The organism is Bradyrhizobium oligotrophicum S58 (assembly GCF_000344805.1).
Classification (GTDB): Bacteria; Pseudomonadota; Alphaproteobacteria; order Rhizobiales; family Xanthobacteraceae; genus Bradyrhizobium; species Bradyrhizobium oligotrophicum.
Genome location: NC_020453.1, coordinates 2418249 through 2433118, shown reverse-complemented (window position 1 = coordinate 2433118; position 14870 = coordinate 2418249). Strand labels below are relative to the sequence as shown.

Genomic DNA, 14870 nt, shown 5'->3' with positions numbered 1-14870 from the left:
TGGGCCTCGTTTTGCGCAGATATCTCACGGTCCAATATGCGCTGACAGAGCGCGCAAGCTACAAGCTGGCGAACAGATGCTCGTCCCGGGCGCAGCCGGAGGCGTCGGAACCGCCGCGATACATTTGGAGAAGATATTCGGTGGGCGCGTCATTGCGGCCGCCTCGACCGAAGAGAAACGAAAATTTTGCGCTCGATCGATTACACGCAATCGAATTCCGTAAGAGGCTATCATGAAAGCAGTCGTCGTCGAGAACTACGAAGCCATCGACAATGTCGCTCTAAAGGATGTGGCTCAACCGGACATAACGCCTGGGATGGTTCGTGTCCGGATACAGGCTGCAAGCGTTGGTTTTGTGGACGGCTTGAAGGTCCGAGGCCTATATCAGACCAGGGATCCCCTGCCCTTCACACCGGGCACAGAGTTTGCCGGCACAGTCGATGCAGTCGCCCCGGACGTGGAAGGCTTTGCACCAGGGACGCCGGTTATCGGTATGGCCAGATCCGGTGGGCTTGCTGAGTATATTTGCCTCCCAGCTTCAGCGCTTTTCGTCAGGCCGGAAGACGTGGCACCGGAAGTTGGCGCTTCGTTTTTTGCGAATTATCTTACAGCGCTCTATTCGCTGAAGGTGCGGGGAACGCTTCGTCAGGGCGAAACGCTGCTGGTGCTTGGCGCAGCCGGCGGGGTTGGCATCGCCGCGGTACAAGTAGCAAAGCTATTGGGCGCCTCGGTCATAGCAGCCGCATCGACTGAGGCGAAACGGCAGTTTGCGACGGCGTACGGCGCCGACGCAGTGGTGGACTACACCGTCGACGGCTGGCGTGACGAGATAAAGACTCTCACCAGTGGCCGCGGCGTCGACGTGATCTTTGACCCGGTGGGCGGTGACCTGAGTCTGCAGGCATTCCGTTCGATCGCCTGGAATGGGCGTCATCTTGTCGTCGGGTTTGCGGCCGGCAGCATTCCCGCGCTGCCGTTCAATTTACCACTTCTGAAAGGAGGCGCATTGCTGGGCGTCGACCTCGCTCAGATAGGCCGCCGCGAACCGGACGTGCGCGACCAACTGATTGCCCAGCTATTCGCCTGGTTGAGCGAAAAGACACTCCTTCCGGTCGTAGGGAAGATCTTCGCCTTTCAGGATTTCCGCGATGCCTTCAAGGCAATGACCACGCGTTCCGCACTGGGAAAGATGGTTGTTCGGATCGATTGACGATCGCCTTCGACGCTTTGCATGAGGACAACCTATGAAAGTTTCCGACGCCCTAAACTCACGAATGTCGGTCCGCGCGTTTCTGGATAAGCCCGTCCAGGGAGAGATCGTGAAGGATATCCTGCTGGCGGCCGGTCGTTCGCCTTCGGGCGGCAACCTTCAGCCCTGGCATGTCTGGGCGCTGGCTGGTCAAGAGCTCGAACGGTTCAAGTCGCTCGTCGCCGAGCGGATGAAGATCAACCCAATGGGCGAAAAAGCAGAATACAACATCTATCCACCCGAGCTGAAGGAGCCGTACAGGACCCGACGCTTCAAGAACGGCGAAGATCTTTATCGCACAATTGAAATTCCACGCGAGGACAAGGCCGTGCGCCTGAAGCAGCTCGCGAAGAATTTTGGATTTTTCGGCGCTCCGGTCGGCTTGTTCTTTGCCATCGATCGCGAGATGGAGCCGGGACAGTGGGCTGATCTTGGCATGTACTTGCAATCCGTCATGTTGCTGGCCTTCGAAAAGGGATTGGCCACTTGCCCGCAGGAAGCGTGGGCAATCTGGCACAGGACGATAGCCGAATTCATCGCTTTGCCGCCTCATCTCATGATCTTTTGCGGCATGGCTCTCGGCTACGCGGATGCTGAGCATCCCATCAACAGCCTTCGCACGGAGCGCGCCGACTTATCGGAATTTGCGACGCTTCGAGGCTTCTGACTTGCGGGGCACGATGAAATCATCGACACGACCACCTTCATGTTGGGTCTGAAGGGGCTTCGCTATCATGGCAGCACCATCCCTTCGCGAACGGCCCTTGGAGCAAGGTGCTCCAAGGGTCCTGTCGTGTGCAGCGCTGGCGCTTAGACTCCAATGACAGAGCTCGGCGCAAGCGCAGGATAGCTCTTCCAAGAGCAACTTAAGGCGACATGACTCTCACGAACTGAACCGGCCTGCCCTCGAAGATCGCATCGCGGTTGCGCCTGCCTTTGATGGCCACTCCGATGCTCCGGGTATCGGGCGTCAACCTCGTCACGGCGGTTTGCCGGTCGGGGCTGATCGGCGCCTTCCCCACTGCCAACGCTGGATCGGTCGAAGAACTCGATCACTGGCTGAGCGCGATCGAGCATGGCGTTGCAGACTCGGGTCATCAGGCTGCACCACACTGCCCCAATTTGATCGTGCGGCAGCCGCGCTTCCAGGAAGAGCTTGCTTGTCTCGTCCGCCACAAGGTGGAGATGATCATCACCAGCGTCGGGTCTCCTGCAGCGGCCGTTGGACCGCTGCACGATGTAGGCTGTCTCGTATTCGCCGATATCGCGTCTGTGAATCACGCGGAGAAAGCAATCAAGGCCGGGGCGGATGGGCTGATCCTGTTGAGTGCCGGGCGAGCGGCCGGACCGGCTGGGCAAATCCATTTTCCTTCGTCCGAGCCGTCCGCGCAATCTTCGACGAAGCGATCGTTCTTGCCGGCGGCGTAGCAGACGGCGTAGCGCTCGCCGCGGCACGGCTGCTCGGCTGCGATCTCGCCTACATGGGAATCCGTTTCATCGCCGCACGGAGAGCATGGCCAGCGACGCCTATCGGCAGATGGAGCTTCGCAAGGCGATCCAGCAGCAAATCGACGAGCAACGAGAGGCCATCAAGGCGCTGCGCCGGCTCTACAACTAGCCACTAGCGACGCTGGCCCAAGCCGCAGCTTTGTATTCGGTCAACAAGCCTGAGACGTCGCGCACAGCATTTGCGCCCCAGGCCGCTTGGCGTATGCAGCGGTTCTGCTCGGCGCTTCTTCGTTTCCACAACATCCGCCGATCTCACTCCGGTAGGATGAAACGCACCGTTTGACTGTCGATCGCGCGGTGGGTCGGGTCCGCCAATTCGAACAGGACGCGGTGCGGGCCCGGAGCCAGTCCCACAAGGACCACCGTTTCGCCGGACGCGTCGATAAAGTGCCAGGTCGCGTCGTCGACCGTGATGTGCACGTGTCCAACCCTCGGCAACACATCCATCGGCGAGCGTCCAGGCAAGCCGGGCGTCGGCGATCACAGCCCGGAGCTCATGGCGGATTGCGAGATTGCCGGAACGACTGTGGCTGCGATGAAACCGCCTGCATTGCCGGCCTCGACGACGCAATAGGTCACGTCATGAACGCTGTGTTGCTCTGCAAGCTTGCCGAAACCTATCGGCGAGCGATGGAGTACGGCGAATACCGCTCCGCCGTCGACATTGAGCGAGATCCAGGCTCAGCCTGGCCCTGCTTGTCGTTGTGGTGGGGCCTGGACGAGCGGCGTCGGCCACCACACTGCCGAAGTGTTGGCACCTTGGGGAGGTCTGACAACCTGCCAGGACCAGCAAAGTTGATCGAAGACTAGAAACGGAAGAACGTCGACGAACTCACAATTTTGCGCCTTGCCCGCAGCGGGCTCGCCGCACCAGAAACCGCACCAGATACGTCCACTTTTCGTTCGTGCGGAAGTCGCAAGGCTCGGCGCCCCTGGCTCACGCCAGCATCGGAAAGGTTCGACGATGTAAGAGAACTCCTGGCCGAGAACGCAGCCCTGCCTAACGATAGCACCGTCTCGCGCAGCAGATGAGCTACGATCCAGCAAGCGACGTGCCGTCGGCGGTTCGCGTCGCTCAAGATCGCGAGGCGTTCATTCCAACTTGGCCCGTTGCAAGGCAATCACCGTACCCGGCGTCGTCACCGTTTGCCTGGGAACGGAATCACGCTTCGCGATCTTCTCGACAGTATCGGACAGATAGTCCGGATGATGGTGACATAGGTATTCAGCAGGAGCTCGAGCGACATGCCGAGATAGCCCGCGGCCTGCCATGGGTCCGCGCCGCGCTGCATCAGCCACGTTGCCGCGATTCCGTGTTGCGGCGCTGGGTGGAGTTGCGTGGGGCGGCCCGGCTGGAGCCGACGGCGGCGGCGCGGCGCCCCACAACGCAGGCGACGCTGGCCGTTCTGATAGGCGTCATCAGCCTGTTGGCGGGGCAAGACAGCCGCTGCCGATGCGGCCGGGCGCAGCGCTGGCCGGATATCTCACACGATCCTGGCACAACCGCTTGATTGAGCTTGTGTGACTCGCACTTCGGAGGTGTGACCATCGTGTTGAGCGATCTTCACCGGGAGATGCGTTCAGGTGGCGCCAGTTGCCAGTGCAGACCGAATCCAGCCGTCGACCTCCGCGAAAGGCATCGCGAGCTGTTCCTCCGCGGTCAGGCGGCGACCATTGGAGGTCACACCACCGGCAGCGACCTCGAGGACCTTCCGGATATTGTCCTGCGTCCAAAGCTTTTCCCGAACCAGGCTGGCGGCGTGTTCATTGTGAGCCAGCTTGTACTTTTCGATGACATAGATGAAGCCGTGCAGTTTCTGCCACCACACCTTGACATTGGTGAGCGCGATCCAGGTCGTCTCGCTGTCGGAGTCCACCGAAACGATGGGCACGATCGCAACCGGCGCGCCGCTGGTCTTCAGATAGCCGACGACGTCGAAATCGACGCAGAAGTCGAAAACGTCCATGCGTTCGAGCAGGCCGAGGAGATATTCCCGTTCGAACATCTTGAACGGGCAGGTGACGTCCCCCAGAAGCAGGTCGAAATCCAGCAGTGCGTGGACGCGCTTCAAGATGTAGTTGGCGTAGGATTCGCTCTCGCGCGTCGTCTGCCATTCGGAAATGCGCGTGGCCCGGCGGTCGCCGATCGCGGCCTTTTTTCCCTTGCCCACCAGCTCGTGCAGGAAGAGCCCGATCTGACCCAGATGATTGCTGTTGTCGCAGTCGGTGTACATGACATAGTCGTGCCCGTCCTTCGCGGCCCGCTGCATGCCATGGAGGATCGCCCCGCCCTTGGTCGAGGACGTCGCGCTGTCGAGCTTGGACAGCGGCAGCTCAGAGGACGGCAGGGCGTCGCGGAGCTTGAGCAGGAAGATATTCTTCCATCCTGCCTCGTCGACGATTGTCCGTGCGACCTCGAGGCTTCCGTCGGGACACTCGTCGTCGACGATGTAGATGCTCCATGTCACCGGCGTGTCGCGGAACAGCCACTCCAGCTCCGCCACCTTGGCGCGCAAGGCGTCTTCGCCGGTCGGATTGTCTGCGGAATACGGCTGCAGGCGCCGAACCTCCTTCCACACGGCAAAGACGATGCCGATGCTGAGCGTCCGGTCGATGGTCCGGACGAAGCGCCGCGCCTCCGCAAGGAAGGCGACGAGTTCGGCGAGCACTTCGTCGCCTTCGGCGACGCCGAGGATGGATGTCCGGTCCGTGATGTTTTCGGCCACCAGCCGATCGGCAATTCGGAATGCGTTGGCGCGGTAGCTCCAGGAGCTCAGGAACCGGACGACATGATCATTGTCCGGCACGATCTTGGCGGTCTTTGTCGCGGCCATGTTCGTTCTACACTCCAATCCGGCGATCCATTGCGATGGCTCGATGCGCTGTGCGACGAGCGGCTAGAACGGCGCGTGCCGCAGATCGAGTTGTTCTGTCCTGTCGAGCATCAGGCTCAGGACCCGTGGCGGGGTCAGCGGCAGTTCCTGCACCCTCTTGCCGGTGGCGTTGGCGATGGCGCAGGCGATGGTGCCGCCGACATTCAGGATGGGCACTTCGCCCGCTCCCTTTGTCCCGAACGGCCCCATCGACGGGGCGCCTTCATGCAGCGCGATCTCCACGGGGACGACGTCCTGCGCCAGCGGGACCCTGTAGCTTCCAAAGCCCGACTGGGCGATCTGCCCGTCGGGATTGATGGTCACCTCTTCGTGCAGCGCGTAGCCGAGTCCCTGGGTCACGCCACCCTGAATCTGGCCGTGAATGGCGCTCGGGTTGAGCGCCCGTCCGACGTCCTGCACCACCCGATAGCTGAGGACCTCGACATGCCCGGTCTCCGGATCGATCGCGATCTCACATTCGTGGACGGCAAAGACGGGAATGTCGACAGCATCCAGGAAGTGACCGGCCGCGCACCCCGTCATGGCGGGCACGCCTGCGCGCGTGAACGCGCCGCTGCCGGAGATCGGGCCGCCGACCGCCTGGGCATGCTCGGCGATGCTGGCGACCGGGATGCCCCCGCCAGCTCTCCCGACAAATTCCACATGTCCATTCTGGAGTACCAGTTGTTCGGGGCTCGTCTGCAGCATCCTGCTTGCGACCTCGAGCAGCTTCCGGCGCACCTCGTCGCATGCGACCGAGGCGGCGGCACCGAGCGACACCGTGGTCCGCCCGCCGCCTACGCCCACGTCGAAGCCCGCCGCATCGGTGTCGGCGGCATTGACCACGACATCTTCGGGGCGGATGCCGAGCTTGGCCGCGACGATCTGCGGCAGGGATTGCATCATGGTGCCCTGCCCGATTTCGACCCCGGCCGTCACCAGCGTGGCGCTGCCATCGGGGTTGAGGTTGACGGTGGCCGCGGAGGGCCCGACAAAGACGAACCAGGTTCCCACCGTGGTCGCCTTGCCGTAGAGGCGCTCCCCAACCTCGGCTCGCTTGGATGGCTGGGAGCGGGACATTGCTTGCATGCGGTCCAACATCGGCCCGAGGACATTTCCCTCGAAGACCTGCCCGGTCGATCCGATGTCCCCGTCGCCAAGCACGTTGCGGCGCCTGAACTCCAGCGGGTCCATGCCTATGGCGCTGCAGATTTCGTCCGTATGACGTTCGAGTGCGAAGACGTTGTAGACCCCGTTGCAGGCGCGGAACGCCCCATTGGGGGCGGTGTTGGTATAGACCGCGCGGCTGGTCATCTTGACGGCGCCGAGCCGATAGGCCGATCCAAGCGTATGTGCGGTCATCGTCGTCAGATAGATCTGCTCGCCGCCATAGGCGCCGCAATCCATCAGCACCGTGGCCTCGCGGCCGACGATATCTCCCGCCGGGGTGACTGCCGAACGGATGTGGATGTCGGCGTTTTCCCGGCACGGGCAGGTCTGCAGTTCTTCCTGTCGTGAGTTGATGAGGGCGACGGACCTCCCCGCTGCGCGCGCAAGCGCAGCCGCATAGGGCTCGATCGAACAGCCGTACTTCACTCCGAAGCCACCACCGACGGGCGGCACGGTGACACGAACCCGGGAGGGAGGAAGACCGAGTGCACGCGCTGTCACGTTCTTGACGGTCCAGGGCGCCTGCGTCGAGGCGACCAGGTGAATCCTTCCGTCCTCATAGGAGGCGATAGCCCCGCGCGGCTCCAGCTGCATGTGGCTCTGCCGACCGACCCGGAAGCTGCTTTCGATGATTGCAACGTCGCTGCGGGCGAAGGCCGCTGCCGTATCTCCGCGTGCAACCGTCGCCTCCCAGGCGATATTGCCGCCCCGCCTGCCGCCCTCAGCCTCGAGCAGCACTTCGTAGCGTTTCCAATCCCGGTGCACGAGGTGCGCATGGTTGGACAGGGCCTCGGCCATGGTCAGGACCGCAGGCATCGCCTCGAGCCTGACGTCGATGGCAGCCGCCGCTTCCCGCGCTTGCCAAAGCGTATCCGCCGCAACGGCGGCGATCGGCTCGCCGTGATAGCGCACAACGTCGCTTGCAAAGAGAGGCTGGTCGGCAATGCCGATACCGAACCTGCCGGGCGCGTCCTCTGCGGTGACGATAGCCCTCACGCCGGGCATCCTGCGCGCGACGGACGTGTCGATGTTCACGATCCGCGCCGACGGCACGGTTGCGCGCAGCACGAAGCCGTGCAGCGTCCCTGGCCTTACCTGATCCACCATGTAGCGGGTGCGTCCACGCAACTTGTCGCGGGCGTCACGCCTCGCGAAATTGACCACCGCAGCCAGCGCTTCTGCCTCAGACATCTGCGTGCCTCTCGTTCCTCGCGAGCGTCAGCGCGGCATCGACGATGCGTTCGTAGCCGGTGCAGCGACAGACGTTGCCGCAGAGGCCGCGCTTGATGTCGTCGCGCGTGGCCAAAGGCTGCTGCGCGAGCAAGTTCGTAAGGCTCATGACGATGCCGGGAAAGCACATGCCGCACTGGACCGCGTCCCCCTCCTCAAGGGCCCGCTGCAGGGGGACAAGATCACCTTCATCGCCCAGCCCTTCGATGGTCAACACGCTCTTGGCGTCGACCAGTCCCACCGGGGTCAGGCAGGAGATCACGGCCACCCCGTCGACGTGGACCATGCAGGCGCCGCAGAAGCCTTCCCGGCAGACGTCCTTGGCGCCGGTCAGGAAGAAGCTGTTGCGCAGAACATCCAGGAGCGGCGTCACCACGTCTCCGTCGAAACTGCGTTCTTCACCGTTCACCTTGATGCAGACCGCCATGTCTCCCCGCTCCGGCTAGTGTTGCTGCAGCGTTGCGAAGGCGCGACGCACCAGGGTCGGCAGCACCTTGACGCGATACCATCCGGGCACCTCAGGCCCGTCCCGACCGACAAACTCGTCGGCCAGATCGAGGGCAAGCTGGTGGATGCGCGACGCATCGAGCGGCAGGCCCGCAACCGCCCGTTCCAGGCCGCGCCATCGCCGGGCGACGGCTTCGACCGATCCGACGGCGATGGCGGCGCCTCGCATGTGACCGTCTGGCCGACGTTCAACGGCAACACTGACGATGGCCACCGGATAGTCTCCGGCCTTCCTGAGCGGCAAGCGCGCATGGGCGGAGGCAAGTGGGCGCCGCGGGACCAGCACGGACACGAGCAGATAGGCCCGTTCAAGCCTCTCTCGAAGGCCAAGGAAGGCATCGAGGCTCAGGAACTGGCGACCTTCCATCGTCAATATCTCGACTTCGGCATCCTGACAAAGCAGTGCCGGGACCAGGTCGGCGGCAGCGAAATCCGCCGTACACAAGTTGCCGCCTACGGTTGCTGCCTGACGGACGGCAGGGTTGGCCGAATCGCCGGCCGCCGACACCAGTCCGCCCAATTCTGGAATCGCCTGGAGTTCGCGTACGAGCTGGGCGTGGGTGACAGCACTGCCAATCCTCACATGGGCTTGGGTGAACGCGATGCGATGCAGTTCGGGAATCTGCGCAAGCGAGACATAGGCCGGCTTCATCGGCTCCCGACGGAATGGCGCCCGCATGATCCATGTAGCTCCGGCCATGACCGTCCCGCCGCCACCCAGGTCCGAAAGCGCGGCAAGCGCTTCCGCAACCGTCTCCGGCTTGTGCAGACCCGTTATCTGCTGACCTTGCATGTCTCCTCCAGGCAAATTTCCGGTGCATTGGCGATCGCGGCGTTCCCGCCGCTGACCATCAGGCGGGTTGCCGCAGGTCGTGTTGAAGGTCGATGGCAAGCAGACGTGACGCCGTTTCGGCGGCAGCCGGCGCGGCAGCCAGGATCGCCCCGTCCTGCGCGCCGCTTTCAATGAAGCTTTCGATCACCCCGCCCGCCTCGCGCACCAGGACAAGCCCGGCGATCACGTCCCAGACGCTGGTCCGCGCGTCGGCATAGCCGTCCAGCCGACCATCAGCGACCTGGGCGAGCATCATGGCCGATGAACCGAACCGCCGGTACTCGCAGCCATGTTCGAGGATGTGATTGATCTGCCGAGCGTGTGCCGCAACGCTCTTGCCGCGGGTGAAGCCCACGCCGAATACGGACTTGCCGGCCGAGCTCTCCATGTTCACGGTGATGGGCTCGCCGTTGCGCGTCGCGCCCCGACCCGCCGCAGCGCTGTAGAGTTCGTCCTTGACCGGATCGTAGATGACGCCCAGCACCGGTTGGCCCTCGATCGCAGCCCCGATCGAAACGCACCAGCTCGGGCGATCGCGCATGAAGTTCGAGGTGCCGTCGATCGGATCGAGCACCCAGACAATCCGCTCGCCTTCCCGATCGAGCCCGAACTCCTCGCCAAGGATGGCGTGATAGGGGAAGGCTTCCTGCAGGCGCTTCCTAATCAGCAGCTCGACGGCCCTGTCGACCGCCGTGACGAAATCTTGCGGACCCTTGGTTTCAATCTCGAGCGGCTTGTTCTGACGCAGATAGGACAGAGCCAAGCGGCCGGCCGCCTGTGCTGTTGCTTCCGCAACAGCCTGCATCAGGACAAGGGTCTGCTGATCCTGGTTCGTGAAGGAGAATCCCATCTTGCTCGCCCTTCGTTACGTGTCACGATGCGCGGAAACGATATTCCGTCACCTGCCGATAGGTGTCGCCGGGTCGCAGCACGGCGTCGGAGAAGTGTCGATGGTTGGGGCTGTCAGGATAGCGTTGCGGCTCGAGGCAGATGCCGCAATGCTTGCTGTAACGCGCGCCGTCGAGGCCGACGGCCGGCCCCTTGAAGCTGCCGCCATCGTAGAGTTGGAGGTGCGGCTCGGTCGTGAAAACGTCGAGGGCCATTTCCGTTCGTGGCCCGAACAGCGTTCCGGCATGGACCAGATCGTTTCCCGGCAAGGGCTGCCGCCGCAACACAAAGCCAATGTCATAGGTGACGTTTTCCGGATTGCGCAGCGGTCTTTGCCGGTGGAAGTCGAATGGCGTACCGGAGATCGAACGGATTTCGCCGGTCGGAATGAGGTCGTCGTCGACCGGCGTATAGAAATCCGCCTCCACCACGAATTCATGGTCGATGGCGTTTGGCACAGCAGCGTCGGCAAAGCCGGCCGGCAGTTCGAGGTTGAAGTAGCCATGGCTCACGAGATTGCAGAGCGTCGGGGCATCGGTCGTTGCGGCCAGTTCAACCTGCAGGGTCGCGGGACCTAGCAGACGATAGACGCAGCGAACGTCGAGATTGCCAGGAAAACCGGCGTCGCCGTCCGGAGAGCGCAGCGACATCGTCACCGACGTTGGATCATGGGCTTCGAGCGTCCATGGCCTCCGGCTGAAGCCCTGACCGTCGCCACCTCCATGCAGCGTATGCTTGCCGTCCTGATTGAGAGGCAGCTGGCAGTCCCGGCCATCAATTTCGAAACGACCGTTCCCGATCCTGTTGGCGAAGCGCCCCGCAATCGCCCCGGCATGAGCCGTGTCGGCGACATAATCTTCCAGTGTGTCGTAACCGACCACCACCCTTTGCGGGCCCCGGGCTGTGGGAATCAACAGGTCTCGTACGACCGCACCCCATGTCAGGATCCTGGCCTCGATGCCATTGTCCGAGCGCAGGGTGACCTCGTGGATGTCGACCCCGTCGACGTGTCCAAAAACCCGGTTCTGCATCTCGTCCACCCCTGTTGCTGCGTCGCCGTCAGCGCTGTTTGCGTCAGCTCAGATACTTGTTCGGAGTCCGCGTAGCGCCCTCTCTGCTCTTTTCGCTGCCCCGCTCATCCGGTCCCGGATTGCTCGGGACGAGTTTTTCGATGGCGGCCGTTGCGATCGCGTCGGCATCGTCGATGAATTCGTCCCACACGCCCGGCTCGATTACGCCGACATGCAGGAACCACCTGGCAGCCTCGGTCGGTATTCCGAGCACGTGGATGCGGTCCTTGACTTCGCCGTCCCTGGTGACCGGATGGAACGGCTTGGCGGTGACTTGCACGCCGCCTGTTCCCATGAAGCTCCTCAGCAGTCCGGCATCGGCCAGGCTGCGAATGGCGGGATTGTCGTCGACGTCGACATTCGGCGCCGGCACATACGCGTCGATCAGGACATCGATATCAGCACTGTAGTTCTCGACTGCATCCGACGAGGCGACGAAGCCTGCCCCATCCTTCGCGCGAAAGCTCGCACCTGGACCAAGCAATTCCAACAGACCGCTTTCGATCAGCGCGAGCAGTTGCCTGGCCCGTGTCAGGGAAGGGCCGGTCGAGAGGAAAGCGATGGTCGGACCGATCCTGGTGATGAATTCGTGGTGGGACGTGTGGGTCAGCCCGCCCAGGTCCACGGCCTTGCGGATATGGGGTCTGATGAAACGGAGAACATTGAGAGCGGCCTTGACCGGATCGGTGAACTCGCCCGCCTCGGAGCGGGCGACATCCTGGCGAACCAGCGAAACGACCGCCCGCCTGAAGGCGTCCTGGGTCGGGAACGACATGCCCCTGAACGGCGCGGCCATCGCTTCAAGGTCGAGCAGACCTTCGACGCCAAAGGAGTGAGCTACCTCCGACATCAACGGCATGATGGTCGCGGTGGATGCGTCGCCCGCGTCAAGCTGCTTGCGGAAGCTGTCGAAGCGATCGGGCGCGAGTGTCTTTTCGAGATAGGCGAAGTTCACTTCGGCCGTGAGCCAGGGCAGGTAGCTGGTGCGGAAGCATGCCGGGCCCTCGGCACGGATGTCAGCAATGCGTGTCTCGGTGAAGAATCGCGGCGCAAAGCCGAGCCCTGCGGGGCGATCGTCCCTGCCGCGCATGGGCAAGGGGAAACCGCTGCGCGATCCCGCCACGATCAGCCTCGGCTCGCGGCCGCTTCGCAAATATCGGACATCCCCATCGTCGCCATGAACAAACCGGCCGCCACGACCGAGTGTCAGTTCCGACAACACGTCGTAGAAGGACAGGCCGAGCCCCCTGAGGCCGATGGCCTGCCCCGACAAGTCCGCCGGGAGGGACAAGCCGCTTTGAAAGGTCTCGAGCACGTCGAAGCAGGTCAGGTGCCGTGATGACGGCGTTGATTCCTGACTCGCCGATTTCGCCTTGCTGAGAGGATAGCCCGAACAGACGACGAGACGGTCGACACGGAGACTGTCGCGCCCGGATTCGAAGGTCAGCACATACTCGCCGGCATGCTCGTCGATGTCAGTGACCCTGTCCCGCACCCGTTCGATGTGCATCTGCTCGGGCAGATTCAGTTCGACCACGTCGAGGACGAACTTCAGGTACTTCCCGTAAAGCCCCCGGGGCGCCAATCCCGACGGACCGGGATAATTGACGTCGATCTGCCGCCACCATTCCATGAATGTCGGTCCATAGCCCGCACGCCAGGCCGCTCCGTCCGGCGGGTTCGGGAACATCGTCACGTTCTTGCAGCGGGTGTTCATCAGCAGCCAGTCGGGCTGATCGGTGCGCCATAGGCGGCCGCAACCGACCTCCACGCTGTCGATCGCATAAACCACCAGGGACCGAAGCGTTGAGCTCTCCGCGAGCCTGCCGGCGAGCCTCTCGATCACGGAAATTCCTCGTGGCCCGGTGCCGATGATGGCGATGCGCTCTGGCATCACGCTCCAGCGGTCCGTCGCCTCCGACAACTTGTTGAGCATCGGCTGTATCATCGGCACCTCATCCCAAGCAGCGCCTGCCGCTCCAGCGGTTTCCGAAAAAAGATGGCGTATGTCGAAGCCGGCCGAGGCCGGCCCCCTGGAGCCGGCGTCAGGCCTTGCCGTCGTGCAGGTGGAAATCCCAGCCGAGATAGTTGCGCGTCGCATCGACGATCACATCGCTGGCCGAGCAGAAGTTCGCGGCGACGTGATGCTCGAAGCCATTCTCACAGATATAGCGCAGCAGTTTCTGCATTTCGGGGATTTCGACCACGCCGGCGCCGCCGAAGGTTTCCAGCGGATCCTCGGTGAACTTGCCTTCCCCGACATAGCCGCAGATCCGCCCGGATGTGTCGTCGGTGCTCACGCGGATAAAGGTCATGTGGCCGGACTTGATCGAGCCGTCGACCGTTCCGTAGGTGTTGTCCTTGCCGACAGTGCCGGCAATGATTTCCTGGAAGTCCATCCGGTAATTCTTGAAGAACTCCTTGGGCAGATTGCTGCAGTGGAAGCACACGGCCTTGTTGGCGTTCGAGCCGTAGTTGTTGTTCCAGTCGAGCAGTGCGCTCGGCGTCCCGGATGCCAGGGCCAGCATGTGCATGCCGATCAGCCCGCAGACATCGACTTCGCAAGCGCTCGACATCAGCTTCGAGCTCATCATGCTCATCATCGTGCAGGGGACGACGCCATAGTTTTCCTCCAGCGAGGTCCAGCATTGGATCGCGCTGATGGACACATCGGCCTCCCGCATCCACTCTTCGGTCACCGCTGCGAGCTTTGCCTGCCTGAGGATGGCGGCGTGGGGCACGCCCTTGATGTCGATGTAGTTTCGGATGGCATCGAGCTTTTCGGTGACAATCGCGTGGTCGTCGCTCAGTCGCGACACACGGCCGAGAATCTCTGAAAGGTCCAGCGTGATGACGGAAATCCCCGCCCTCTCGAGCAGCTTCTCGCTGTAGCGGACGGTGTTGAAGGCCTGCGGCCGCGCGCCTATGGCGCCGATGCGCAGCCCGCGCAGTCCCCCGACGACGCGGCAGATCGCCGAGAAGCGGGCGAGATCCTGCTGAAACTCGTCGCTGAGCGGATCAACGCAGTGCGACTTGGTCAGCGAATAGCGGATGCCATACTGACGCAGATTGTTGCAGGCCGACATCTTGCCGCAGAAGCTGTCGCGGCGCCATTGGATCGACATCCTCGTGGGATCGTCGGGGGTCGCCTGGATCAGGACGGGCACGTTGAGGCCGGACAGGCGCAAGGTGTCGGCGATCGGCCGCTCTTCACCGAAATTGGGAAGCGTGACGATGATGCCGTCGATGTCGCTAGCGCGGCTCTTGAACAGCGCGGCGCATTTGCGGGCATCCTCGAAGGACTGCACCGCGCCATGTTCGGTATCGCCCGTGCCAAGAACCACGCAGCCGTGACCGGCACGCTCGAGCGCGCTGATCATATGCTCGCGGCCGGTCGCCGCGAGATGGCCCGGAAAGAAACCGCGGCTTCCAACGATGATGCCAAATTTCATGGACTTCATTTTGATGCTTCCAACCTTTGGCGCCGACGCTATCGATCTGCTGCGCATGAGCGATGGGCTCTGGCGTGTTTCGAAGTGCGG

Annotated in this window: 12 protein-coding genes and 1 pseudogene; 3 read left to right on the top strand and 10 right to left on the bottom strand. The window is 62.9% G+C overall.

The window, feature by feature from the left end; genetic code table 11:
• Window positions 1–232 precede the first annotated feature (232 nt).
• From S58_RS10405 to S58_RS10395, 3 genes are all read left to right on the top strand, one after another.
• Window positions 233–1210 (top strand): NADPH:quinone oxidoreductase family protein, encoded by a 978-nt coding sequence (locus S58_RS10405; RefSeq protein WP_015665253.1) that lies wholly within the window; start codon window positions 233–235, stop codon window positions 1208–1210.
• A gap of 34 nt (window positions 1211–1244) precedes the next feature.
• Window positions 1245–1916 (top strand): nitroreductase, encoded by a 672-nt coding sequence (locus S58_RS10400; protein WP_015665252.1) that lies wholly within the window; start codon window positions 1245–1247, stop codon window positions 1914–1916.
• A gap of 284 nt (window positions 1917–2200) precedes the next feature.
• Entirely contained in the window at window positions 2201–2677 is a 477-nt protein-coding gene (locus tag S58_RS10395; protein WP_144058293.1) for a nitronate monooxygenase, read from the top strand.
• A gap of 333 nt (window positions 2678–3010) precedes the next feature.
• Here S58_RS10395 and S58_RS10390 read toward each other — a convergent pair whose 3' ends face one another.
• The 10 genes and pseudogenes from S58_RS10390 to S58_RS10350 form a co-directional block, all read right to left on the bottom strand.
• A complete protein-coding gene (locus tag S58_RS10390; protein ID WP_015665251.1) occupies window positions 3011–3205 on the bottom strand; it encodes a DUF6130 family protein in 195 nt (64 codons plus the stop codon).
• Between the two features lie 645 nt (window positions 3206–3850).
• Window positions 3851–4065, bottom strand: a pseudogene (locus tag S58_RS38960) (site-specific integrase); the annotation flags it as partial.
• Window positions 4066–4338: 273 nt separating this feature from the next.
• Window positions 4339–5592 carry a glycosyltransferase gene (locus S58_RS35795; protein ID WP_015665250.1) on the bottom strand — a complete coding sequence of 418 codons (1254 nt, stop codon included), beginning with the start codon at window positions 5590–5592 and terminating at the stop codon, window positions 4339–4341.
• Window positions 5593–5655: 63 nt separating this feature from the next.
• On the bottom strand, window positions 5656–7992 hold the full coding sequence (locus S58_RS10380; protein WP_015665249.1) for a xanthine dehydrogenase family protein molybdopterin-binding subunit: 2337 nt from the start codon (window positions 7990–7992) through the stop codon (window positions 5656–5658).
• On the bottom strand, window positions 7985–8458 hold the full coding sequence (locus S58_RS10375) for a (2Fe-2S)-binding protein (protein ID WP_015665248.1): 474 nt from the start codon (window positions 8456–8458) through the stop codon (window positions 7985–7987). Before S58_RS10375 ends, S58_RS10380 begins: the two co-directional genes overlap by 8 nt.
• Window positions 8459–8473: 15 nt before the next feature.
• A complete protein-coding gene (locus tag S58_RS10370) occupies window positions 8474–9331 on the bottom strand; it encodes an FAD binding domain-containing protein (RefSeq protein WP_015665247.1) in 858 nt (285 codons plus the stop codon).
• Window positions 9332–9389: 58 nt separating this feature from the next.
• Window positions 9390–10220, bottom strand: a complete 831-nt coding sequence (locus S58_RS10365; protein ID WP_015665246.1) for an inositol monophosphatase family protein — start codon at window positions 10218–10220, stop codon at window positions 9390–9392.
• Between the two features lie 22 nt (window positions 10221–10242).
• Window positions 10243–11289: an aldose epimerase family protein gene (locus tag S58_RS10360; protein WP_015665245.1), complete on the bottom strand. Its 1047-nt coding sequence runs from the start codon at window positions 11287–11289 to the stop codon at window positions 10243–10245.
• 43 nt (window positions 11290–11332) lie between these two features.
• On the bottom strand, window positions 11333–13264 hold the full coding sequence (locus S58_RS10355) for an FAD/NAD(P)-binding protein (RefSeq protein ID WP_052351205.1): 1932 nt from the start codon (window positions 13262–13264) through the stop codon (window positions 11333–11335).
• Window positions 13265–13373: 109 nt separating this feature from the next.
• A complete protein-coding gene (locus S58_RS10350; RefSeq protein ID WP_144058292.1) occupies window positions 13374–14789 on the bottom strand; it encodes an L-fucose/L-arabinose isomerase family protein in 1416 nt (471 codons plus the stop codon).
• Window positions 14790–14870: the final 81 nt, after the last annotated feature.

Excerpts from the sequence above, each read along its gene's own strand:
- S58_RS10380 (WP_015665249.1), bottom strand. The coding sequence starts at position 7,992 with ATGTCTGAGGCAGAAGCGCTGGCTGCGGTGGTCAATTTCGCGAGGCGT.
- S58_RS10370 (WP_015665247.1), bottom strand. The coding sequence starts at position 9,331 with ATGCAAGGTCAGCAGATAACGGGTCTGCACAAGCCGGAGACGGTTGCG.
- S58_RS10390 (WP_015665251.1), bottom strand. The coding sequence starts at position 3,205 with ATGGATGTGTTGCCGAGGGTTGGACACGTGCACATCACGGTCGACGAC.
- S58_RS10400 (WP_015665252.1), top strand. The coding sequence starts at position 1,245 with ATGAAAGTTTCCGACGCCCTAAACTCACGAATGTCGGTCCGCGCGTTT.
- S58_RS10375 (WP_015665248.1), bottom strand. The coding sequence starts at position 8,458 with ATGGCGGTCTGCATCAAGGTGAACGGTGAAGAACGCAGTTTCGACGGA.
- S58_RS10405 (WP_015665253.1), top strand. The coding sequence starts at position 233 with ATGAAAGCAGTCGTCGTCGAGAACTACGAAGCCATCGACAATGTCGCT.
- S58_RS10355 (WP_052351205.1), bottom strand. The coding sequence starts at position 13,264 with ATGCTCAACAAGTTGTCGGAGGCGACGGACCGCTGGAGCGTGATGCCA.
- S58_RS10350 (WP_144058292.1), bottom strand. The coding sequence starts at position 14,789 with ATGAAGTCCATGAAATTTGGCATCATCGTTGGAAGCCGCGGTTTCTTT.
- S58_RS10395 (WP_144058293.1), top strand. The coding sequence starts at position 2,201 with ATGCTCCGGGTATCGGGCGTCAACCTCGTCACGGCGGTTTGCCGGTCG.
- S58_RS35795 (WP_015665250.1), bottom strand. The coding sequence starts at position 5,592 with ATGGCCGCGACAAAGACCGCCAAGATCGTGCCGGACAATGATCATGTC.
- S58_RS10360 (WP_015665245.1), bottom strand. The coding sequence starts at position 11,289 with ATGCAGAACCGGGTTTTTGGACACGTCGACGGGGTCGACATCCACGAG.
- S58_RS10365 (WP_015665246.1), bottom strand. The coding sequence starts at position 10,220 with ATGGGATTCTCCTTCACGAACCAGGATCAGCAGACCCTTGTCCTGATG.